The organism is Alphaproteobacteria bacterium (assembly GCA_016124955.1).
Lineage (GTDB): Bacteria > Pseudomonadota > Alphaproteobacteria > UBA9219 > RFNS01 > RI-461.
On record WGMR01000003.1, the window covers coordinates 187,554 to 209,134 of the forward strand.

The window sequence follows — 21,581 nt, forward strand, 5'->3', positions numbered from 1 at the left end:
GGGAAAGGAGTTATTGACGATAGATCAAGGTTTTATCATGTTGCGGGCTATGTGCAAACAGCTTTAAGGTAACCCCCATGCTTCGTCAGATGCGCCACATATCGCAGACTTGGTTGATCAAGCTGCTGCTTCTTTTCCTTGTCGCGACATTCGCGATATGGGGTATTGGCGATATTTTCCATGGCAACCCGGCAAAACGCGGGGCCGCAAAGATCGGCGGTGTTGAAATCAGCGCCCAGGAACTCGAAACGCAATTCCAGCGCGATTACCAGCAAATGCGCCAAATCGCAGGCCCTGATTACAGCGTCGCCGACGCCAAGCGGGACGGCATGCTGGAACGCAGCGTACAAAATATGATCCAACAAAGCCTGTTCGATCAGGAAGCGGCACGGCTCGGGCTTACCTTCAGCAACCTGGAAGCCGTGAAGATGATCCGCGCCATCCCCGGCCTGGTGGACAAGACCGGCAACTTCAATGCACGTCTGTTCCAGCAGATGCTTTATCAGGTCCGCATGAGCGAAGCGGATTATGTGGCGGCCATAAGCACCGATGCGGCACGGCAGGTTCTGATCGAAGCAATTCGCAGCGGCCTGCAAGCCTCCGCCACGCTGACGGATTCGCTCGCGAAGGCGCGCGGACAGGAGCGCATCATACGCATGCTTGCGATAGACAATGCCAGCATGGGTGATATGGGCGTACCGGATGATGCGACGCTCGCGAAATTCCATAGCGACAACGCGCCCCGCTTCACCGCGCCCGAATATCGCGATGTTGTCTTGCTTCAGCTGATGGCCGACGATATCGCCGGCGAAATCGCGGTAACCGATGCTGATCTTGAAAAAGCATACAGCGAACGCATCGCCGATTACAGCAAACCGGAACTTCGCAGCTACGATCAGGTCATCGCCCAGAACGAGAACGAGGCGAAAACAATTGCCGCCGAAGCTCAGGAGGCCAAAAGCCTGAAACAGGCTGCCGCCAAGCACGATCTTGAAATGATTCCGATCAACGATACGGAACCGAGTGGCTTGCTGCCCGAATTGAAAGATACGGTCATGAAGCTGGAAGCGGGCGGCATCAGCGGCGCCGTCAAAAGCGGGTTTGGCTGGCACGTCATCCAGATCACAGACATCAAACCCGGCCACCGGCGGCCTTTGAGCGAAGTGAAAGACGAGCTGCGTAAAACGGTTGTGCGCGACCAGGCGATCGAGCAACTTCAAACCGTGGCAAACAAGGTTGATGACGCCATCGCAGGCGGCGCGGCGTTCGAGGAAATTGCGCGCGATATGAAGCTGCGCGTCGCGAAGATCGGCCATCTTGGTCAGAACGGCAAAACGCCGGAAGACCTTCCCAATGGCATCCCGGATATCGGCGAAATCACCAAATACGCCTACAATCTTGAGGAAGGCGAAGCCAGCTCGATGATTGATGACGGCAAGGGTAACTATTTTGTCATCCGTACCGACAAGGCAAGCCCCAGCCACCTTCGCCCGCTGGACGAGGTTCGCGGCGATGTCATCAAGGCATGGCAAGCGGTCGAGCAAGCAAAAAAGGCCCGCGCGCGCGCCGATGAAATTGCCGCCGAAGTACGCGACGGCAAATCGCTCGACATCTATACGGGCACCGGCATCACGATGCAGGACACAAAGCCCGTTAGCGTTTTGACGGCCCAGGAAAGCGGCCTGCCTGCCAGCTTTATCCCGCAAATTCTTGCCATGAAGAAAAAGGATGTCGGCGTCGCTTCTGACGGCACGCAACATTTCGTTATGCAGCTTACCGATCTGCGCGACACAAAATCAGTGAGCGACAAACAAAAAACCGCGATAGAGGCTGATGCGCTGCGCGGCATTACCAACGATGTTTTCATCCAGTTCACGGACGCGCTACGCAAACGCTTCCCGGTTTCCGTAAACGAAAGCACGCTTGCCGCCATGCGTGCACAAAGCGATTGATTCGTGAGCATCGCCATCACACCGGATGCCAAAACTTTTGCCCGCAACTGGAATGCGGGCAAAAATCAGGTCGTCTGGACCAGCTATGTAAGCGATCTTGAAACGCCCGTTTCGGCGATGCAGAAGCTCGGTCATGGCAAGGCCATGCCGTTTCTTCTGGAATCGATTGAAGGCGGCGCGACGCGCGGGCGTTTTTCCTTTATCGGCCGTGAACCGGATCTGATCTGGCGCTGCCGCGACGGCAAGCCAGAAATCAACAGGCAGGCCGCCACGAACCCGGGCACGTTCGAGCCCGAAGGCGCCGAACCGCTGGATTCCCTGCGCGCGCTGTTGTCCGAAAGCAAGATCGATGACCCAAACCAGCCGCAACCCATGGCGGCGGGGCTGTTCGGTTACCTTGGCTACGACATGGTCCGGCAGATGGAAAAACTGCCGAAGCCGAAAGCGCGTTCCTACGAAACGCCGGACGCCATGATGCTGCGCCCGTCACTGCTCGTTATTTTTGATCAAATTGAAAACAAGTTCACGCTTGTTACCCCCGCGTGGCACAGCAAAGGCGGTTTGCCTGAAGCCGCCTATGAAGCGGCATGCGAACGGTTGAAGCGCGCACTGAATGACTTGCAGCAAAACCCGACAACCGCGCCGGAAACATCAAAAATGCCCGCCCTGCCCGCGCCGGTATCGAACATGCAGGAAAGCGGTTTCCTGAACATGATCGAACGCGCCAAGGAATATATCCGCGCCGGCGATATTTTCCAGGTCGTGCTTTCGCAACGCTTCAGCGTGCCCTTCACACTTTCCCCGCTCAGCCTCTATCGTGCGGTGCGACGCATGGATCCATCACCCTTCCTGTTCGTTTTCGATTTCGGCGATCATGCGGTCGTGGGTACCAGCCCGGAAATTCTTGTGCGCGTCCGCGATAACAAGGTAACGGTCCGGCCCATCGCCGGCACGCGCCCGCGCGGGGCAGGAAACCGCAGCGATGCCGAACTGGCTGACGAACTTTTGCATGATGAAAAAGAACTCGCCGAACATCTCATGCTGCTCGATCTCGGACGCAACGATATCGGCCGCGTCGCCAAAACCGGCACCGTCAAGGTCACCGCGCACAACACCATCGAATATTACCGCCATGTCATGCATATCGTTTCCAACGTCGAAGCCGCGCTGGACGAGAAAAAAGATATCGTTGATGCACTGGTGGCGGGCTTCCCCGCAGGCACCGTTTCGGGCGCGCCCAAGGTGCGCGCTATGCAGGTTATCAACGAACTGGAGCCGGATGCGCGCGGAATCTATGCCGGGTGCATAGGCTATCTTGGCGTCAACGGCGCGATGGATACTTGCATCGCCATCCGCACCGCCGTCATCAAGGACGGCATGTTGCATGTCCAGGCTGGCGCGGGCATCGTATATGACAGCAACGCGCAAGCCGAATACCGGGAAACCGTGGCCAAAGCCAGCGGCATGCTGAAGGCGGCAGAAGAAGCGATGAAGTTTGCCGCCAAGTAATCAGTGCAACAATTCATCCAGCGCGACCAGCTTGTAGCCGCGCGCAATCGCATCCGGCAACCAGCGTTCAAGCACATCAAGCGTCACGCCATGCGGGTGACCTATGGCGATAGCAAAGCCTTGCCGCCGGGCGATGCGCTCGGTTAGCGCCAGTTGTTTGCGGATGCTATCGCCATCGATCGTATGATCGAGGAACACATCGCGCTTCAGCGCCTGCACGCCATCCGCACGCGCAACTTCGTAAGCCACACTTTGCTCCGATGTCCGGGAATCGAGGAAGATCAGGTCGCGCTCTTTCAAAAGCGGCATGATCGTTTCCATCACATGCCTGTCCGCCGTTGCGCGGCTGCCCATATGGTTGTTCAGCCCCGTATAGCCGCTAAAGCTCTGCAATGCTTCCAGCATGCGGGTGCGCACCTCGTCGTCGCTTAAACCGGCTACAAGCGCATCCGGCCCCGGATATTCGCCGCCCACCGGCTGCATCGGCATATGCAAAAACAGTTCATGCCCGGCAGCCAGCGCGGCGTCGGCCTGCGCTTGCAAATTTTCGGCATATGGCAGGTAGGAAAGTGTGACCGGCGCAGGCAGCGCAGTTGCACGGGCAGAATTTTTCCAATTCAACCCCATATCGTCGATCACGATGGCAATTTTTGGGGTGCTGCCCGGCGGCAGCGGGGGTTCGGCCGCCGGGGCCGGCGTGGGTATGGGCGCGGCCACCGCTTGTTCCGGCAAGGGCGTTTCTTCCACCGCCTCGGCCATGCCTGCGGCTATTTCTTCAGTAAGATCGCCGGATTCTGCTGCCGTGGGCTGGTCGGCCACAGGTTCGGCAACGGGTGGCTGCCACGGCACGGGCGTCACGCGTGCAAGAGGTGTGGGTGGCGGGGACGGCACGGCATCCCTGTCCATGGCCGCAAACAAGCCGGCAAGCACCGTCACGAGCAGCAAAAAGGCTGCCCCGAGTACCGCCAGCATTATTTTCGAAGGTTTTTTTGCCATGGCATTACAGATGATTAACCGCTAAAATCTGCCCGAAAATGAAACGGAATACTACACGATGCTGCTATTGATCGATAATTACGACAGTTTCACCTACAACCTCGTCCACTATTTTCAGGACCTGGGGGTAGAGGTTGTCGTCAGGCGCAATGATGATCTGGGTGCGGCGGAAGCGATGGCCCTGAAGCCGGCGCAGATCGTGCTTTCGCCCGGCCCCTGTACGCCAAACGAGGCAGGCATTTGCCTTGATCTCATCAAGCTGGCAGCGGCTGACAAGACTCCGCTTCTGGGCGTTTGCCTCGGGCATCAGGCCATCGGGCAAGCTTTTGGCGGGAAGGTCATTCGCGGGCCTGTTCCCATGCATGGCAAGGTAAGCGAAATCATCCACAGTAACACTAGTATTTTTAATGGGTTACCAAGTCCATTTAAAGCTACGCGTTATCATTCACTTGTGGTGGAGCGTAACAGCTTCCCGGCTGATCTGGATATCACGGCGGAAACCGCCGATGGGCAGGTCATGGGCCTCCAACATAAGACGCTGCCGATTTATGGGGTACAATTCCACCCCGAAAGCATCCTGACCGAATATGGCTACCAGATTCTGGTCAATTTCCTGAAGGCCAGCCATGACCCAACCATCCGGCTCAGCCCCGCCATCATCAACGAGCGCACCAATGCCCTTAGAGCCATTCATCAAAAAGCTTTCGAAGGCCGGTGAGCTTTCCGAAAAAGAAGCCTGCGAAGCGTTCGACACCATCTTTACCGGCACGGTTCCTGCCGGGCAGATTAGATCCTTCCTGCTTGCCTTGCGTGACCGCGGCGAAACAGTTGCGGAAATAACGGGCGCAGCCCGTTCGCTGCGCGCCCACAGCCTCGCCATACAGGCCCCCGAAGGCACAATCGACACATGCGGCACCGGCGGCACGGGCCACAATACGCTCAATATCTCGACCGCCGCCGCGCTAGTCACGGCCGCCTGCGGGGTACCCGTGGCCAAGCACGGCAACCGCGCGGTTTCGGGCCGATCCGGGTCCGCCGATGTTCTGGCCGCGCTCGGCGTCAATCTCGATGCCACAGCGGCACAGCAGGAACGCGCGCTGCGCGAAGCTAACATATGTTTCATGTTCGCGCCGAACCACCATATGGCAATGAAGCATGTTTCCGCCGTCCGCAAGGAAATGGGCGTGCGGACGATCTTCAACCTTCTTGGCCCCTTGCTGAACCCGGCGCGCGCAAAGCGGCAACTTACCGGCGTTTATGCACGCGAGCTTGCCCGCCCGGTCGCAGAAGTGCTTGCCCGGCTCGGCACCGTCTGCGCATGGGTCGTGCATGGCCATGACGGGCTTGATGAAATCACGACCACAGGCCCCACGGCCGTTGTGCAATTGCTGAACGGCGGCATCACCGAAATCACTTTGCAACCGCAAGATTACGGCATCCCGCTTGCGAAACCGGACGATATCAGGGGCGGGGATGCCGCTGATAACGCGCAAGCCTTGCGTAAACTTTTGGGCGGCGGCACAGGCCCCTACCGTGATATCGTGCTGCTGAACAGCGCAGCGGCCTTGGTGATAGCGGGTAAGGCATCCGGCCTGCAGGAAGGCATAAAGCTAGCGGGTGCGGCAATTGATGGCGGCGTAGCCGGCAAAACGCTGGGGCAATTGATTGCCATAACCGGGGCCAAGGCAGCATGAGCAACCTTTTGCAAAAGATATGCGCCGACAAGCTTGCAGCCGTTATCGCAGCCAAGAAACATAAGGCACATACGACGCTGGAAGATGAAGCGCGCACCGCGCCGAAAGTGCGCGATTTTTCCGGTGCGCTCGCACGCAAAACCGGCGCAGGCGGCTACGCGGTTATCGCCGAAATTAAAAAGGCGTCACCTTCGGCCGGGTTGATCCAGCCCCATTTTATACCCGCCGCCCTGGCGCAGGCTTATGCCGCAGGCGGCGCGGCCTGCCTTTCGGTGCTGACAGACCAGCCCTATTTCTGCGGCGAAGATTTGCACCTTATTCAAGCACGCGCCGCCTGCGATCTTCCGGTTCTGCGCAAGGATTTTATGCTCGATCCCTATCAGGTAATCGAAGCGCGCGCGATCGGGGCGGATTGTATTCTGCTGATTATGGCCGCGATCGGCGATGCGCAGGCGAGCGAACTGTATGCCGCCGCGCAGCAATACGGCATGGATGTGCTGATCGAATCCCACAATGCTGCGGAACTGGAACGCGCGCTGAAACTTCCCGGCGGCCTTATTGGTATCAACAACCGTAACCTCGGCACGCTCGCGATCGACCTGGCCACCACCGAAAACCTCGCGAAGCAAATCCCCACCGGGCGCACGATCATCAGCGAAAGCGGCCTGCACAACCGTGCCGATCTCGATCGCATGGCAACGGCTGGCGCGCGTTGCTTCCTTATCGGGGAAAGTCTTCTGAAACAGGGTGACGTGACGGCCGGGTTACGGCGGCTGCTGGCCTAGGCTTCAAGCGCCTTGACGATCTCTTCGCACATCTTCTTGGCGTCACCGAACAGCATCATCGTGTTCTGGCGGTAGAATAGCTCATTTTCCACCCCGGCATAGCCGGAAGCCATCGAACGCTTGATGAACAGAACGGTTTTTGCCTTCTCCACATCCAGCACAGGCATGCCGTAGATCGGCGAGCTTGGGTCCGTCTTGGCGGCGGGGTTGGTGACATCGTTTGCGCCGATCACGAAAGCGACATCGCTCTGGCCGAAATCGCGGTTGATTTCATCCAGCTCAAGCACCTCATCATACGGCACATTGGCTTCGGCCAGCAGAACGTTCATATGGCCCGGCATGCGGCCCGCGACCGGGTGGATCGCGTAACGCACTTGCACGCCTTCCTTCTTCAAATGGTCTGCCATTTCGCGCAAGGCATGCTGCGCCTGCGCCACCGCCATGCCGTAGCCGGGCACGATAATAACGCTCGAGGCGTTTTTAAGGATGAAGGATGCGTCTTCTGCCGAACCGGCCTTCACGGTCTTGTCGCCAACCGTGCCGCCGCCCGGCCCTGCCGCCGCGCTATCGCCGCCGAAACCGCCCAAGATCACATTAAAGATCGAACGGTTCATGCCCTTGCACATGATGTAGCTGAGGATCGCGCCCGAAGCGCCCACCAGCGCGCCCGTGATGATCAAAAGGTTGTTCTGAAGCGTGAAGCCGGTCGCCGCCGCGGCCCAGCCGGAATAACTGTTGAGCATCGAGATAACGACGGGCATATCCGCCCCGCCTATCGGCAGGATCAAAAGGAAGCCGAGCAACACGGTCACGGCCACGATGCCCCAGAAGGCATACTCGGCCTGACCGAGGCACAGCCAGACAATCAGGAACAGCGTGAGCAGTCCGAGCCCGAGGTTAAACTGATGCTGCAGCGGGAACACAAGCGGTTTGCCGGTGATAAGCCCTTGCAGCTTGGCAAATGCAACAATTGAGCCGCTGAAGGTAATGGCACCAATGGCGACGCCAAGGCCCATTTCGATAAGGCTGCCGACGCCGATGCGGTCGCCATCCATGATGTTGTAGGATTCCGGGGCAAGAAACGCCGCCGCCGCCACAAGCACAGCCGCAAGGCCAACCAGCGAATGGAACGCCGCAACGAGTTGAGGCAAAGCGGTCATCTGGATCTTTTTCGCAATAAAGGTGCCGATGATGCCGCCGATAGCAATGGCGATCATGATGGGCACATAGGCGGAAAGATCGACAAACCTGAACAGGGTCGTGGCAATCGCGACCGCCATGCCAACCATGCCGAACATATTGCCCTGGCGCGACGTGACCGGCGAGGAAAGCCCGCGCAGAGCCATGATGAAGCACACGGCAGAAAACAAATAGGCGAACGCAATCAGACTGGTCATGATTTATCCGCCGGCTTTTCTTTTTTCTTGAACATCTGCAGCATGCGTTGCGTCACGATAAAGCCGCCGAAAATATTGACAGAAGCCAGCGCAACGGCCACAAGCCCGATCCAGCCCGAAGCCGTGAAGCTGCCGCTGCCCGCCGCGATCAACGCACCGACGATAATCACCGACGAAACCGCGTTCGTCACGGCCATGAGCGGGGAGTGCAGCGCGGGCGTCACCTTCCACACAACATAGTATCCGACAAAGCATGCGAGCACGAAAACCGTCAGCCCGATCACGAAGAAATCGTGATGGCCGCCCCCCGCCTGCGCCGCAAGGCCTTGCGCATTATCGGCAAGCAGCCGGGCAAACTTCCCGAGCCTTTCCTGCTCGGCCGCCAACAGGCCTATATCGTCCGCGAACTTGGCGGGATCCATGGGCATGCCTTTATCCTATTGCGCCGGGGCTTCTAGCGCAGGTGCTTCAGGCACAGGTTCCGCAGCAGGCGGCGCGGCGCCTTCTTCGGGCGCCATCGGAACGGCCGGCGGGGCTTCCGGCGTCAGGGCCGGCGCAACCACAGGCTGTTCTTCCGGTGTAATTTTCGATGATTGCACCTTGGATTCCGCCTGCGCCAGTTCCTTCATGCTATGACGGAGCATGTAGTTGATGTTGGCGTCAACGGTGTTCAGCTTGGCTTCAATGACTTCCTGCTGCATCTGCAGGCGCATCAGCGAACGCTGGTTATCGAGCAGGAAACTGGCGAACACGAGGAACAGAACGGCGCAACAAACGATCGACACCGCAAGGCTGATCACCCATTGCAGCATCTTTTTACCATCCCCCTGGGTTGTGCCGTTTATCATGGTAAGCGCTCCTTGTCAGTTGCCTGTAAATTGCGGATGTACGATTGCCCCGTCGCGGGTAAGGGTGACGGCCTTGATGATATCATCATCCCAATTGATAGCCAATTTCCCATCCTTATCGACCAGAAGATTCAGGAAATTGTACAAATTGCGGGCATACAGGGCCGAAGCATCGACCGCGATGCGGCTCGGAACATTCCGATGGCCGACGATCCGAACCTCGTTCATGTTCACGACCTTGCCCGGCTCGCTGCCCGCGCAATTGCCGCCCTGCTCCACCGCCAGATCGATGATGACAGAGCCCGGCTTCATGCTGCGGACCATTTCCTCGCTGATAAGTTTCGGTGCCGGACGACCGGGAATAAGCGCGGTGCAGATCACGATATCCTGCTTCCTGATCGTCTCGGCGATCAATGCGGCCTGCTTGCGCTTGAAATCGTCACTCATTTCCTTGGCATAACCGCCTGCGGTTTCCGCCTGTTTCAATTCGTCGCTTTCCACCATCACGAAGGTCGCGCCAAGGCTTTCAACCTGTTCCTTGGCCGCAAGGCGCACATCGGTCGCCGAAACAATTGCACCGAGCCGCTTGGCGGTCGCGATAGCTTGCAGACCCGCAACGCCGGCCCCCATAACCATCACGCGCGCAGGCGGCACAGTGCCCGCCGCCGTCATCATCATCGGGAAGGCGCGGCCAAATTCCGCAGCGGCATCCAGCACGGCCTTATACCCCGCAAGGTTCGATTGGCTTGAAAGCACATCCATGCTTTGTGCGCGCGTGATGCGCGGCACCAGTTCCATCGCCATTGCGGTCACGCCGCCCGCGGCATAGGCGGCAAGATCATCGCGCGCACCGAAGGGGTTCAGCGTCGCTATCAGAAATGTACCTTTTTTGAGCTGAGCGATTTCATCGGTGCCTTCGGCGGCCGTCAGCGGACGCTGGACCTTTAAAACGACATCAGCGCCGGAAATGGTCGCGACCGTGTCCGTCACCGTCGCCCCGGCATCCAGATAGGCCTGGTCGATATAGGAAGATTCCAGTCCAGCTTCAGTTTCTACATAAACGTCAAAACCCATCGCCCGGATTTTCTTGACTGTTTCCGGGGTCGCTGCAACGCGCCGCTCATGAGGGCGGCGTTCCTTCAAGACTGCGAGTTTCATTACCTAGAAAACCGGGCTGGTTGGAATCATATGGCTTAAACACTGCCTTAAAAACCCAATCCTGTGAAGAGGTTGCCCGAAAGGGCGGCTTGGGGGGCTATGAGCCTGCCTCAAGCCCGGATTGCCGCAAAAGCCGGGCTTGCTGCCCTGCCAGCTTTTGTTCGTTGTAACCGTCAATCAACGCATGGAACATACGGCACCAATTGACCTCGGCCCCCAACCTCAAGAACACCGCGCCAAGCCCGATGGCCGCCCGGTCCATAAATACGAATTCACGCGGCACCTCGACCCCGCCGATTTTGCGCAGCTCGGCATGCACCTTATTGGCGGTTTCACGGCCATAAAGACCTGTGTTGGTTTCCTCGATCGCCCGCTTCTTGTCTTCAAGAATGGGCGCATAAATAAACCGCGCCCAAATATTCAATACATTGATCAGCTCTTTGCCCGGCTTATGAAAACCCCATGCCTCATAAGCCTTGATGGCGCGCGCTTCGTCATCATCCTGCAACGCATGATAAAGATCGATCACGCCCGTGATCAGACTTGCCGGAAAAATCCGCACACACCCGAAATCGAGCAGATTGAGACTATTATCCTTGCAAATTGAATAATTGCCCATATGCGGGTCGCCGTGAATGATGCCGTAATTATAAAATGGCGTGTACCATGCCCGGAACATATTCATCGCTATTTCGTTACGGTCCTTCAGCGGGCGCGTTTCAGCTGCATGCACCAGCCGCTCGCCTTCCAGCCATGACATGGTCAATAGCCGTGTGGTTGAAAATTTACCGAACACATCCGGCACATGCACGGCTTCAACACCGGCCAGCATGGCGCGATAGAGCTTGATGTGCTTCGCTTCCAGTTCGTAATCCAGCTCTTCATGCAAACGCGCCGCGATTTCCGCATGCACCTGCTTGGTCGATACCGCGCGGTCATAACGTTCGAATACCTGCAGAACGAGTTTAAGCTGCCGCAGATCGGCCTCTACGGCCGAATCCATATCCGGATACTGCAGCTTGCAAGCCACGGCCGTGCCATCCGGCAGCCTGGCCTTATGCACCTGCCCCAACGAAGCGGCGGCGCTGGCAGTGCGATCGAAGCCGGCAAACTTTTTTTCCCAATCGGCGCCAAGCTCGGCTGCCATACGCCGCTTCACGAACGGCCAGCCCATGGAAGGCGCATCGGCCTGCAGCTGTGAAAGTTCGGCGGTATATTCGGGCGGCACGGCATCGGGGATAGTGGAGAGTATCTGTGCCACTTTCATCAAAGGGCCTTTGAGCGAGCCAAGTGCTTCGCGCAACATGCGCGCCCTTTTTTTGCGGTCGCTTTGCACCCCAAGCCTGGAGCCGGCCATATGCGCGCCATACCCCGCCATAGCCGTGGAAACGCGTGCGTAGCGTTTAAGCCTGCCCGCGACGCTACCCTTCTTTTTCACATATGCCATTTCTTCAGCCGCGAAGGCTAGATCATCGCCATGCCGCCGTTGATGTGCAACGTCTGGCCCGTGACGTAACGCGCCTCATCGCTGGCAAGGTACACCACGCCGGCGGCGATATCCTTCGGTTCGCCGATATAGCCGGCGGGAACGTTTTGCTGAATACGCTGTTTTTGTTCGTCGTTCAGCACATCCGTCATTGCGGTCGCGATAAAACCGGGCGCAAGGCAATTGACCGTAACGCCGCGCGGCGCAATTTCCTGCGCGAGCGATTTACTCATCCCGATCAAACCGGCCTTGGAAGCGGCATAGTTCGCCTGCCCGGGGTTGCCGGTAACGCCGACGATGGATGTGATGCTGATGACCCGGCCCCAACGGCGTGACATCATGCCCTTCAGCGCCGCACGCGTAAGGCGGAATGCCGCCGAAAGGTTGACATTAATCACGGCATCCCAGTCTTCATCCTTCATGCGCAGCGCAAGCCCGTCGCGCGTCAGCCCGGCATTGTTTACGAGAATGTCGATCCCCCCGCCCGCCTGCGTTTCGGCATCCTTCAGCAACGCGGCCGGAACAGCCGGGTCGGAAAGATTGCCCGCAGCGACGAAGGCGCGTTCACCCAGCTCATCCTTCACGGCATTGAGCGCATCGACCTTGGTGCCGGAAAGCACGACCTTGGCACCAGCGGCATGCAGGCCGCGCGCAATGGCGCCGCCAAGACCGCCCGAAGCGCCGGTAACCAGCGCGGTTTTCCCTGAAAGATCGAACATCGTTGTATCCTATAGGCTGGAGAGGAATTGATCAATTTCCGCGGGCGTGTGCACCGATATGGCCGCGATTTCCTTGTCGATACGCCGCGTCAGACCCGCAAGCACGCTGCCGACGCCGCATTCAACCAGTTGTTCCACGCCCTGCGCCTTCATGTAAAGCACGCTTTCGCGCCAGCGCACCGGCGCGGTCACCTGTTCAACCAACAAACGGCGAATGCTTTCCGGTTCGCTCACCGCCTCGGCCGTTACATTGGCAACCAGCGGCACCGCGGGCGGCTTGAGCGTAATGCCGGTCAGCGCCTTTTCCATGCCGACAGCTGCGGGTTGCATCAGCGCGCAATGGAACGGCGCGCTGACCGGCAGTTTCACGCTGCGCTTGAAGCCACGTTCGGCGGCGATGGCAATGGCGCGGTCTATCGCGCCCACATGTCCGCTAATCACGACTTGCCCGGGCGCGTTATCATTGGCGGCGGTACAAACCTCGCCTTGCGCGGCGGCGGCCGCGATTTCCTGTGCCTGCGCCATATCGACGCCAAGCAGCGCCGCCATGCCGCCGACGCCGACCGGCACCGCCGACTGCATTTCGAGCCCGCGCTGTTTTAAAAAGCGCGCGGTATCGGCAAGCGCCATGCTGCCGGCGGCGCAAAGCGCGGAAGATTCGCCAAGGCTGTGCCCAGCCACATAAGCCGCAGCTTGCGGCAGACGGAAGCTGCCTTGCGCGTCGAGCACGCGCATCACGGCCACGCTCACGGCCATCAACGCCGGCTGCGCATTCTCGGTCAGCTTCAGATCGTCCGGCGAGCCTTCAAACATGAGATGCGATAGCTTCTGCCCGAGCGCATCATCGACTTCCTCGAACACCTGACGCGCGGCCGGGAACGCCTCGGCCAGTTCCTTGCCCATGCCGACAGCCTGGCTCCCCTGCCCCGGAAACACCAATGCACGCTTCATTTATGTATTCCTTTCACCCGCAGCTTCAGTGTGTTACGTGGGCGTCAGCCTTGCCCGCTTGCCAAAAGCAAGTCAAGATTGTGTAGTATCTGCTGTTAAGCTATTGGAGTCGTGCATGATTATCGTTACCGGCGGCGCCGGTTTCATTGGCTCAGCCCTTGTTGCCGCGCTTGCAGAAACCAAGGAACCCTTGGTTGTCTGCGATTGGCTTGGGCAGGACGGCAAATGGCACAACATCGCCAAGCGCGAACTTGAAAACATTGTCCCCCCGGAAGACCTGCCCGAATACCTCGCGCGACACGGCAAGGATGTTAAGGCCATCTTTCATATGGGCGCGATTTCATCGACGACCGCAACCGACGGCGACGAGATCGTACAAAACAATTTCAAGCAAAGCCGCGATCTATGGCGCTGGTGCGCCGAAAATCGCGCACGCTTCATCTATGCCTCCTCCGCCGCCACTTATGGCAGCGGCGAACACGGCTTCGATGACGACGATAGCGCCGAGCATCTCGGGAAACTCAAGCCGCTCAACCTTTACGGCTGGAGCAAACATCTTTTTGACCGCTGGGTCCGGCTGCAAGCGAAGCTTGGCCGCAAGGGCCCGCCGCAATGCGCCGGGCTGAAATTCTTCAACGTTTTCGGCCCGAACGAATACCACAAGGGCGGCCAGCGCTCGGTCGCACACCAAATCCATCCCTTTGCGGTTAAGGGCGAGGCCTTTCCGCTCTTTAAATCCTATAGGCCTGATTACAAAGATGGCGGCCAGCTACGTGATTTCATATGGATAGGCGATGTAGTTAAGGTCATGGTTTGGCTTTACCAGAACCCGCGCGTCAGCGGCCTGTTCAATGTCGGCTCCGGCCGGGCACGCAGCTTCGCCGATATGGCCTCGGCGGTATATAGGGCGGCAGGAAAAGAACCCATGCTAACCTACCGGGAAATGCCCCCGGCGCTGATGAATGCCTACCAATACTTTACGCAAGCCAAGATGAATAAGCTGCGTGAAGCCGGTTACAGCGAACCGTTTACCGAGCTGGAAGAAGGCATCAGGTTGTATGTTCAGGATTACCTCGCTAAACCCGACCCCTATATATAAGCCTCAGGACCGTTATGACAGATAACCTCATTCCCTTACTGCCCAAGCTTAACGGCCATCGCGTGCTGGTTGTTGGTGACGTCATGCTCGACCGCTTTGTCTATGGCGCGGTTGACCGCATATCACCCGAAGCCCCCATCCCCGTCATTAAGGTACAACGGGAACTGGTCACACTCGGCGGCGCGGGTAACGTGGTTCGCAACATCGTTTCCCTTGGCGGCCATGTCGATCTGATCGGCATCGCCGGGCAGGACCAATCCGGCTATGATCTCGCCAAGCTGCTTACCGAACTTGAAAATGTCACGCCGCTTATCCTGACCGATAACTCGCGCCCTACAACGCTGAAAACCCGCTATGTCGCCAACGGCCAGCAGCTGCTGCGCTCCGATCATGAAATCAGCCAGATGGTCACCAAGGATATTGAAGACCAGCTTCTGATGCGCATCAAACCGGCGCTTGAAGAATGCGATGTCGTTATCCTTTCCGATTACGCCAAGGGCGTTTTAACCGAACGCATCGTGTCGGAAACGATTGCGATGGCCAAAGATCTGAACAAACCCGTTCTGATCGACCCCAAGGGCCGGGATTTTGCGCGCTACCGGGGCGCAACCATGCTTACGCCCAACCGGCGCGAACTGGCGGAAGCCGCCCATCTCGATAACATCAAGACGGTCGCGCAAGCCGAACAGGCGGCGCGCGTTCTTATCACCGCCTACAACCTTGAATTCGTGCTCGCCAAGCTGGGCGCGGACGGCATATGCCTTGTGAAGCGTGAAGGCGAAGCCAAGCATATCCGCGCCATGGCACGCGAAGTGTTCGACGTCTCGGGCGCAGGCGATACGGTTGTAGGCACCATGGCGCTTGGGCTCGCGGCCGGCCTTACGCCCGATCAGGCCGCGACGCTCGCGAACCTCGCCGGCTCCATTGTTGTTGGTAAAATCGGCACCGCCACGATCACGCCGGGCGATCTCGCGCAGGAACTTCACGAAGACCAGATCCGCAATACCGACCAGAAGGTCGTGCCCGCAAGCGAAGCAAACGAAATGGCCGAACGCTGGCGCCGCCAGGGCTACAAGGTGGGCTTCACCAATGGCTGCTTCGATCTTATTCATCCCGGCCATATATCGTTGCTGCGCCAGTCGCGCGCGGCATGCGACCGGCTTATCGTCGGCCTGAACACCGATGCATCGATCAAACGCCTGAAGGGCGAAGATCGCCCGGTGCAGAACGAACAGGCACGCGCGACCGTGCTGGCTTCGCTATCAGATGTGGATCTCGTTGTGTTGTTCAGCGAGGATACGCCGCTTAAGCTGATAAAATCGCTTCGCCCCGCGCTGCTGGTCAAGGGTTCTGATTATACGCCGGACAAGGTTGTCGGATGGGATCTTGTTGAAAGCTGGGGCGGCGAGCTTTTGCTCGCGAACCTTATCGAAGGCCAGAGCACGACATCCACCATCGCGCGCCTGAAAACGGCCACCGGCAGCTAGACCACCCATGACAGTATGCCTGCAATATTCGCGCCCCGCATCCGGTTCCACCGAAGCGGAAATTTTTGGCATGGATATGGCGATCAACAACCTGCTGCGCGCATGGTTCAGATACGGCACGCAGGAACGCTTTATCTGCCGCCCAACAGACAACCCCAGCTTCGATCAGTTCCGCGCGCTCGCGAAAGAAGCGGGGCATGATCCGGCCAAAAAATGCATGGGGCTCGATCCGCGCCACCCGCGCGAAAACCTTATCCCGATCTCATGCCTGTTCCAGCCGGACCCGAACGTCGCCGATCTTGCATGGCAAAGACTGCAGGTGCCGGGCAACGGGTTTTCGATCTGCGGGCTTGTTCATACGATGTCGAGCGAGCGGGTGATCAAGGTTGTGGGCGATCTTGTGCACGCACCGACCAGTGCATGCGACGCTTTGATCTGCCCATCCCGCGCGATACGCGACGCCATCCATGCTCTATGGGAAATACAGACCGACTATGTAAAATCCCGCTACGGCGCAAACTTCACCTGCCCCGTACAACTTCCGGTTATCCCGCTCGGAGTCGATACCACACGCTTCGCCAAAATCACGACGCCCGAACACAGGCAAAACCAGCGCGCCGCCCTGGGCATCGACGATGACGAAATCGTGATCCTTTTCCTCGGCCGTCTCAGCTTCGCGACCAAGGCCCATCCGGGCCCGCTCTTTCTCGCCGCCGAAAAGGCCGCGCAGGAAAGCGGCAAAAAGCTTCGCCTCGTGATGTTCGGCTATTTCAAGCCGGAGGTAATGGATAAATTTTTTAGAAACCTGAGCAACGATATCTGCAAGACCGTAAAGGTCGATTATGTGATGAACAACGATAGCCGCTTCCCCGATGGTTTCTGGGCCGGAGCTGATATGTTCATCTCGCTCGTTGACAATATTCAGGAAAGCTTCGGCCTTACCCCTATCGAGGCCATGGCAGCCGGGTTGCCGGCCATCGTCAGCGATTGGGATGGCTACCGCGATGGCGTCCGCAACGATATGGACGGCTATCTGATCCCCACGCTCACGCCACCCGCCGCTAGCGGTCTCGCCATAGCGCAACGTTATTTCAACCGGCTCGATAACTACGGGGAATATCTTGCGGCTTCCGGGCAATCGACCGCCATCGATATCGCAGCCACGGCAACTGCTATTAAAACGCTGGCCGAAAACCCGGGCAAGCGCGCACAATTCGCGGAGAACGGTCGCCGCCGCGCGCAAGAAGCCTATGATTGGCGGTACATAATCCGCGCCTATGAAGAGCTTTGGAGGGAACTGGGCAAGGAGGCGCGGCACGAGCATGGCCTCGGGCGTACGCCCGAAGGCTGGCAAGCGGCACACCCCGCCTTCCCCAACCCGTGGCAAATGTTCGCATCCTTCCCGACGGCCGGACTGGATGGCTTCAGTGTGCTGCGCGCAATCACCGATAAAAAGCAACTCGCCATGCTTTTGAAACATGAAATGAATTACTTCGTTCCAAGCCTTTTGCTCGGCAAGGAGCAACTTGCCGAACTCGCCGAGCGTTTCCGTACCGCAGACGGCACGGCAATTGCGGATGCCGCCGCCGGCTTTGCTCCGGCGGACCACGACAAGGTTCTGCGCAGCTGCGGATGGCTGCTTAAATTCGGCATTTGCGAACGGGCCGATTGATGCCGCAAATATTATTCAACTTCATGCACGGCATATCCGGGTTCGTGATCGGCGCCATCCTCGGCAGCTTTGTTACGCTTATCAGCCACCGCATGCCGCGCGGGCAATCTATTGTTTCGCCGCGCTCTCGCTGCCCCGCCTGCAACGCACAGCTCGATAGCGCAAGCCTCGTTCCTATTCTGTCCTGGCTTATCAATCATGGAAAATGCCGCAATTGCCGCACGCCGGTGCCGCAACGCTACCCGCTGATAGAGCTGCTTTGCGCTATTTTGTGTACCAGCCTGTTTGTGATGCATCCGCTCGGTATCGGGCTATTCATGAACCTCATACTCGTCGTGCTCGGCGTAACGATTGTGGTGATCGATTTCGAAGATGCGGAACAACCGCGCGCGCTGTTCGCGGCCACCTTGCTTATGGGGCTTATCCATATTCCGCTCGCCTACCTTGAAACCGGGCGCCCTGCGCTCTACCCCGTTATCTGTCTGATCGTTGCAACCATCGCTTATGTCCGCGGCTTTGCGGCCGAAAAACATGAACGGATTTTGTGGTTTTCCATCATCCCTGTGGCGATGGCGCTGCTCTGGTTCGACCCGGCGGATTTTCTGACATTCCTGATTGCATCCAGTTTTGTCGTATTCATTGCCGAATATTATTACAGCACTGAACGCATCGAGCGGCGCTACATTCTCGCCGGGCTGACATTCTGCTGGATACTTACCGCCGTAACCTGAATTTATGGTTACGGAATTATTAGGATCGGCACGCGCAATCACGCACCTACCCCTTTCAAGTATTTTGTTTTCCAAGATGGCAAATTACATATGCCTATATGTATGATTTTATTGAATAATTCTAGTTACTTTCATGTTTTGCCCATATACTTTCTTCAAGCAACTCTGGGGAGAATTGCTATGCATCACGATAAAACTGATGAAGAAAGGTCAGGCAAGAAGATGAGCAACGAAGATAGTCTTATGCTGGCTGAAAAAGAACTCGCGCGTGCCGAAAGCAAGCTCGAGGAAGCGATCGCGCATCTTTCGCGCGCCGCCGGCTATCACAGAAACGCGATTGAAACGAACCTGTCCGGCAAAACCGGAACGAGCGCCGATATCGTTTTTGAATAAAACGGCTTTTTAGGAAGCCTTCGCCGTCAGCGCCTTTTCAATCGCGCTCACGGCATCATTCATCGCCGCAACATTGCTGCCACCGGCTTGCGCCATATCGGGCCGGCCGCCGCCGCCTTTGCCCCCAACGGCTTCCGAACCGGCCTTTACAAGCTCTACGGCGCTTACCGTTTTCGTCAGATCCGGCGTAACCGCCACAACCAGCGAAACCTTGTCCTCAAAACTGGCCACCAGCGCGACAACGCCCGATTTCATCTGTTGTTTGAGCGTATCTGCCATAGGCTTCAGATCCTTGGCGGGCAAATCGTTCACGACACGGCTGACAAATGCAATGCCGGCAACCTGCCTCGCCGCATCGCCTCCATTGGGGCTTGCGCCGCCGCTGCCGCCGCCAAGCGCCACCTGACGGCGTAATTCGCCCACTTCTCGCTCCAGCTTCTTGCGTTCCTCGATCAGAATGCGCACACGCGCCGCGACATCTTGCGCCGGCACCTTCAACGCATCGGCGGTTTCCTGCAGCGCCTGTTCCTGCTGCGTCAGCCAGGCCAACGCTCCGGAACCGGTTACAGCCTCGATACGGCGCACGCCGGCCGCGACAGCGCCTTCGGCGACTATCTTCATAACCCCGATATCGCCGGTACGGCGCACATGGGTGCCCCCGCAAAGCTCGACCGAGAATTCGCGTTCTGCGTCCTCATCATGGCCGCCCATGGATACAACGCGCACTTCCTCGCCGTATTTTTCCCCAAACAGCGCCATAGCGCCCTTCTCGATCGCTTCCTGCGGCGTCATCAGGGTCGTGTGCACTTCCTCGTTCAGGCGGATACGTTCATTCACTTCCTGTTCGACCACGGCGATATCCTCGGCCGTAAGCGGCACAGGTTGGCTGATATCGAAACGCAAACGTTCTTCGGATACCAGCGAGCCTTTCTGCGTCACATGCGTACCAAGGCGGCGACGCAACGCTTCATGCAACAAATGGGTGGCGGAATGATTGGCCCGGATGGCGGCGCGGCGCTTGCCATCCACCTGCATCGTCACGGTATCGCCGACCTTGATCGTCCCCTTGCCCACTTTGCCGGTATGAACCCAAAGCTTGCCAAGCCGCTTTTGCGTGTCGGCTACAACAAGCTGCGCGCCGGAAGATGCAGTGATCACGCCCGTATCGCCAACCTGCCCGCCGGATTCGCCGTAGAACGGCGTCTGGTTGACCAGCAACTGGATATCGTCGCCCTGCGCAGCTTCCTGCACCTTGGTGCCGCCCCTGATAAGGGCAGCAACGACGCCTTCGGCCTTTTCGGTGGCGTAGCCGAGAAAATCGGTGGCAGGAATTTCATCCTGCAACTCGAACCACACCTTGTCGGTCGCCGCTTCGCCCGAACCCGTCCAGGCCTTGCGCGCTTCGGCCTTCTGGCGGTCCATAGCACTATCGAAACCGGCCTGATCGAGCGTCATGCCACGGCCGCGCAGCACATCCTGCGTCAAATCGAGCGGAAAACCGAACGTGTCATAAAGCTTGAACGCGACCTCGCCGGAAAGCTGCCCGGCCTTGTTTATTTTGCCCGCCTCTTCGTCCAAAAGCTTCAGCCCGCGCTCCAGCGTGACCTTGAAGCGCGTTTCTTCAAGCTTCAGCGTTTCCGTGATCAACGGTTGTGCACGCACGATTTCGGGGTATGCCTGCCCCATCTGGCGCACAAGTTCGGCAACCAACTGGTACATAAGCGGTTCGCGCGCGCCCAAAAGATGGGCATGCCGCATGCCGCGGCGCATGATGCGGCGCAGGACATAGCCGCGCCCTTCGTTGCCGGGCAGAACGCCATCGGCGATTAAAAAAGTGCTGGCGCGCAGATGGTCGGCTATCACGCGAAATGATGGCTTTTGATCGCCTGCGGGGTCGATCTTCACCAAATCAGCCGTGGCGCCGATCAACGCCTTGAACAGATCGATATCATAATTGGAGTACACACCCTGCATAATGGCGGCCATGCGCTCAAGCCCCATGCCGGTATCAACCGAGGGTTTGGGCAGGTTGATGCGCTTGCCGCCGCCTTGTTCCTCGTACTGCATGAAAACGAGGTTCCAGAATTCAAGGAAGCGGTCGCCATCCTCGTCCGGGCTGCCCGGCGGGCCGCCCTGCAGCTTTTCGCCTTGATCAATGAATATTTCGGAACAGGGGCCGCACGGGCCGGTTTCACCCATGCGCCAGAAATTCGCGTCCGTCTTGATGCGAATGATCTTGTCATCGCTGAAGCCCGCTATTTTCTTCCAGAGCTTCGCGGCTTCTTCGTCTTCATGATAGACGGTGACCAGAAGCTTATCCTTCTTCAAGCCGAATTCCTTGGTCACCAGCTCCCACGCGAAGGCGATGGCGTCTTCCTTGAAATAATCGCCGAACGAAAAATTGCCCAGCATTTCAAAGAAGGTATGGTGCCGGGCGGTGTAGCCGACATTTTCAAGGTCGTTATGCTTGCCGCCGGCGCGCACGCTTTTCTGGGCCGAAGTTGCGCGGGTATAGGGCCGCTTTTCGGCACCCGTAAAGACGTTCTTGAACTGCACCATGCCCGAATTGGTGAACATCAGGGTCGGATCGTTGCGCGGCACCAGCGGGCTCGATTCCACGACCGCATGCCCCTGACGCTTAAAATAGCCAAGGTAGGTGGAGCGGATATCAGCAAGGGTTTTCATACACTTGTTTCCTGTTGTT

Annotated in this window: 18 protein-coding genes; 9 read left to right on the forward strand and 9 right to left on the reverse strand. The window is 58.1% G+C overall.

Annotation, left to right across the window (positions count from 1 at the left end):
- Positions 1–77 precede the first annotated feature (77 nt).
- The gene (locus tag GC131_01795; protein ID MBI1272804.1) at positions 78–1,952 is read left to right on the forward strand and encodes a hypothetical protein; all 1,875 of its coding nucleotides are present in this window, start codon (positions 78–80) and stop codon (positions 1,950–1,952) included.
- A 9-nt stretch (positions 1,953–1,961) separates the two neighbouring features.
- On the forward strand, positions 1,962–3,461 hold the full coding sequence (gene trpE / locus GC131_01800) for an anthranilate synthase component I (protein ID MBI1272805.1): 1,500 nt from the start codon (positions 1,962–1,964) through the stop codon (positions 3,459–3,461).
- On the opposite strand, the gene GC131_01805 is transcribed toward trpE, so the two are convergent.
- Positions 3,462–4,457 carry a divergent polysaccharide deacetylase family protein gene (locus GC131_01805; GenBank protein ID MBI1272806.1) on the reverse strand — a complete coding sequence of 332 codons (996 nt, stop codon included), beginning with the start codon at positions 4,455–4,457 and terminating at the stop codon, positions 3,462–3,464.
- A gap of 58 nt (positions 4,458–4,515) precedes the next feature.
- On the opposite strand from GC131_01805, the gene GC131_01810 reads away from it, so the two are divergent.
- From GC131_01810 to trpC, 3 genes are read left to right on the forward strand one after another with little or no spacing between them, the layout of a single operon-like run.
- Positions 4,516–5,175, forward strand: coding sequence for an aminodeoxychorismate/anthranilate synthase component II (locus GC131_01810; protein MBI1272807.1), 660 nt, complete (start codon positions 4,516–4,518; stop codon positions 5,173–5,175).
- Entirely contained in the window at positions 5,132–6,151 is a 1,020-nt protein-coding gene (gene trpD, locus GC131_01815) for an anthranilate phosphoribosyltransferase (GenBank protein ID MBI1272808.1), read from the forward strand. Before GC131_01810 ends, trpD begins: the two co-directional genes overlap by 44 nt.
- On the forward strand, positions 6,148–6,936 hold the full coding sequence (gene trpC, locus GC131_01820) for an indole-3-glycerol phosphate synthase TrpC (GenBank protein MBI1272809.1): 789 nt from the start codon (positions 6,148–6,150) through the stop codon (positions 6,934–6,936). Before trpD ends, trpC begins: the two co-directional genes overlap by 4 nt.
- On the opposite strand, the gene GC131_01825 is transcribed toward trpC, so the two are convergent.
- From GC131_01825 to fabD, 7 genes are all read right to left on the reverse strand, one after another.
- Entirely contained in the window at positions 6,933–8,333 is a 1,401-nt protein-coding gene (locus GC131_01825; GenBank protein ID MBI1272810.1) for an NAD synthetase, read from the reverse strand. The genes trpC and GC131_01825 overlap by 4 nt on opposite strands.
- Positions 8,330–8,755, reverse strand: coding sequence for an NAD(P) transhydrogenase subunit alpha part 2 (locus GC131_01830; GenBank protein ID MBI1272811.1), 426 nt, complete (start codon positions 8,753–8,755; stop codon positions 8,330–8,332). The genes GC131_01825 and GC131_01830 overlap by 4 nt, the downstream gene beginning before the upstream one ends.
- 15 nt (positions 8,756–8,770) lie before the next feature.
- Positions 8,771–9,181, reverse strand: coding sequence for a hypothetical protein (locus tag GC131_01835; protein ID MBI1272812.1), 411 nt, complete (start codon positions 9,179–9,181; stop codon positions 8,771–8,773).
- A 15-nt stretch (positions 9,182–9,196) separates the two neighbouring features.
- A complete protein-coding gene (locus GC131_01840; GenBank protein MBI1272813.1) occupies positions 9,197–10,339 on the reverse strand; it encodes a Re/Si-specific NAD(P)(+) transhydrogenase subunit alpha in 1,143 nt (380 codons plus the stop codon).
- A gap of 97 nt (positions 10,340–10,436) precedes the next feature.
- Positions 10,437–11,786 carry an AarF/ABC1/UbiB kinase family protein gene (locus GC131_01845; GenBank protein ID MBI1272814.1) on the reverse strand — a complete coding sequence of 450 codons (1,350 nt, stop codon included), beginning with the start codon at positions 11,784–11,786 and terminating at the stop codon, positions 10,437–10,439.
- 17 nt (positions 11,787–11,803) lie between these two features.
- Positions 11,804–12,544: a 3-oxoacyl-[acyl-carrier-protein] reductase gene (gene fabG / locus GC131_01850; protein ID MBI1272815.1), complete on the reverse strand. Its 741-nt coding sequence runs from the start codon at positions 12,542–12,544 to the stop codon at positions 11,804–11,806.
- A gap of 9 nt (positions 12,545–12,553) precedes the next feature.
- Positions 12,554–13,495, reverse strand: a complete 942-nt coding sequence (fabD, locus tag GC131_01855; GenBank protein ID MBI1272816.1) for an ACP S-malonyltransferase — start codon at positions 13,493–13,495, stop codon at positions 12,554–12,556.
- 115 nt (positions 13,496–13,610) lie between these two features.
- On the opposite strand from fabD, the gene rfaD reads away from it, so the two are divergent.
- The 4 genes from rfaD to GC131_01875 are packed head-to-tail and all read left to right on the forward strand — an operon-like array spanning position 13,611 to position 18,484.
- Positions 13,611–14,594, forward strand: a complete 984-nt coding sequence (rfaD, locus tag GC131_01860; protein MBI1272817.1) for an ADP-glyceromanno-heptose 6-epimerase — start codon at positions 13,611–13,613, stop codon at positions 14,592–14,594.
- Between the two features lie 14 nt (positions 14,595–14,608).
- Positions 14,609–16,081 carry a D-glycero-beta-D-manno-heptose-7-phosphate kinase gene (gene rfaE1 / locus GC131_01865; GenBank protein ID MBI1272818.1) on the forward strand — a complete coding sequence of 491 codons (1,473 nt, stop codon included), beginning with the start codon at positions 14,609–14,611 and terminating at the stop codon, positions 16,079–16,081.
- Positions 16,082–16,088: 7 nt separating this feature from the next.
- Entirely contained in the window at positions 16,089–17,753 is a 1,665-nt protein-coding gene (locus GC131_01870) for a glycosyltransferase (protein MBI1272819.1), read from the forward strand.
- A complete protein-coding gene (locus GC131_01875; GenBank protein MBI1272820.1) occupies positions 17,753–18,484 on the forward strand; it encodes a hypothetical protein in 732 nt (243 codons plus the stop codon). Before GC131_01870 ends, GC131_01875 begins: the two co-directional genes overlap by 1 nt.
- 402 nt (positions 18,485–18,886) lie before the next feature.
- Here GC131_01875 and alaS read toward each other — a convergent pair whose 3' ends face one another.
- Complete coding sequence (alaS, locus tag GC131_01880) at positions 18,887–21,562, reverse strand: alanine--tRNA ligase (protein ID MBI1272821.1); 2,676 nt, start codon at positions 21,560–21,562, stop codon at positions 18,887–18,889.
- Between the last annotated feature and the right edge of the window lie 19 nt (positions 21,563–21,581).

Bases quoted from the DNA above. Each gene is read 5' to 3' on its own strand.
- GC131_01875 (MBI1272820.1), top strand. From the start codon at position 17,753: ATGCCGCAAATATTATTCAACTTCATGCACGGCATATCCGGGTTCGTG.
- GC131_01795 (MBI1272804.1), top strand. From the start codon at position 78: ATGCTTCGTCAGATGCGCCACATATCGCAGACTTGGTTGATCAAGCTG.
- alaS (MBI1272821.1), bottom strand. From the start codon at position 21,562: ATGAAAACCCTTGCTGATATCCGCTCCACCTACCTTGGCTATTTTAAG.
- GC131_01835 (MBI1272812.1), bottom strand. From the start codon at position 9,181: ATGATAAACGGCACAACCCAGGGGGATGGTAAAAAGATGCTGCAATGG.
- rfaD (MBI1272817.1), top strand. From the start codon at position 13,611: ATGATTATCGTTACCGGCGGCGCCGGTTTCATTGGCTCAGCCCTTGTT.
- GC131_01830 (MBI1272811.1), bottom strand. From the start codon at position 8,755: ATGGATCCCGCCAAGTTCGCGGACGATATAGGCCTGTTGGCGGCCGAG.
- fabD (MBI1272816.1), bottom strand. From the start codon at position 13,495: ATGAAGCGTGCATTGGTGTTTCCGGGGCAGGGGAGCCAGGCTGTCGGC.
- trpD (MBI1272808.1), top strand. From the start codon at position 5,132: ATGCCCTTAGAGCCATTCATCAAAAAGCTTTCGAAGGCCGGTGAGCTT.
- rfaE1 (MBI1272818.1), top strand. From the start codon at position 14,609: ATGACAGATAACCTCATTCCCTTACTGCCCAAGCTTAACGGCCATCGC.
- GC131_01870 (MBI1272819.1), top strand. From the start codon at position 16,089: ATGACAGTATGCCTGCAATATTCGCGCCCCGCATCCGGTTCCACCGAA.
- GC131_01805 (MBI1272806.1), bottom strand. From the start codon at position 4,457: ATGGCAAAAAAACCTTCGAAAATAATGCTGGCGGTACTCGGGGCAGCC.
- GC131_01845 (MBI1272814.1), bottom strand. From the start codon at position 11,786: ATGGCATATGTGAAAAAGAAGGGTAGCGTCGCGGGCAGGCTTAAACGC.
- fabG (MBI1272815.1), bottom strand. From the start codon at position 12,544: ATGTTCGATCTTTCAGGGAAAACCGCGCTGGTTACCGGCGCTTCGGGC.
- GC131_01825 (MBI1272810.1), bottom strand. From the start codon at position 8,333: ATGACCAGTCTGATTGCGTTCGCCTATTTGTTTTCTGCCGTGTGCTTC.
- trpC (MBI1272809.1), top strand. From the start codon at position 6,148: ATGAGCAACCTTTTGCAAAAGATATGCGCCGACAAGCTTGCAGCCGTT.
- GC131_01840 (MBI1272813.1), bottom strand. From the start codon at position 10,339: ATGAAACTCGCAGTCTTGAAGGAACGCCGCCCTCATGAGCGGCGCGTT.
- GC131_01810 (MBI1272807.1), top strand. From the start codon at position 4,516: ATGCTGCTATTGATCGATAATTACGACAGTTTCACCTACAACCTCGTC.